A 620-nucleotide genomic window follows, 5' to 3' on the forward strand; every position below is an offset into this window, starting at 1 on the left:
GTTCTTCGCTGGCCTTGAGTTCCTTGAGCGCTTCGAACACATCGCCTTCGATGCCGGTCATTTTCTCGGCGACGCCGTTCAGCGCAGCGTTGCGCTCGACGCCATCGAGGGCGAAGGCGGAGGCGTCGACGCAGAACACTTCACTGGCGCCGAATGCGGCGGCTTGTACGCCCCAGCCGCCGATGTAGCTGTACAGGTCGAGGACGCGCTTGCCCTTGGCATACGGCGCCAGGCGGGCGCGGTTCATGCGGTGGTCGTAGAACCAGCCGGTTTTCTGGCCCTGGATCACCGGGGCTTCGAATTTCACACCGTTTTCTTCCAGCGCTTCTGACGAGAAGGTCGCGGAATACGAGCGCAGCGCCTGCCCGACCTGCGGTTCGTGCTCCGGTATGTTCACCGCCAACTCGATGAACTGCCTGGTCGAAGCCCTGGGCCTGGCCTTGCCGGGCAACGGCTCGACGCTGGCCACCCACAGCGACCGCGAGCAGCTGTTCCTGCAGGCCGGCCGCACCATCGTCGAGCTGTGCAAGCGTTACTACGGCGAGAACGATGAGTCGGTGTTGCCGCGCAACATCGCCAACTTCAAGGCGTTCGAGAACGCCATGACCCTGGACATCGCC

The 620-nt window shown here is 63.9% G+C and carries 1 protein-coding gene and 1 pseudogene; one reads left to right on the forward strand and one right to left on the reverse strand.

The window, feature by feature from the left end:
- Nucleotides 1–397: class I SAM-dependent methyltransferase (locus tag AC0L20_RS39675; protein ID WP_473295616.1), on the reverse strand; the 397-nt coding region annotated here is incomplete at its 3' end.
- On the opposite strand from AC0L20_RS39675, the pseudogene AC0L20_RS39680 reads away from it, so the two are divergent.
- Nucleotides 318–620, forward strand: a pseudogene (locus tag AC0L20_RS39680) (dihydroxy-acid dehydratase domain-containing protein); the annotation flags it as partial. The gene AC0L20_RS39675 and the pseudogene AC0L20_RS39680 overlap by 80 nt on opposite strands.

The organism is Bradyrhizobium sp. Kon58, from assembly GCF_055807455.1.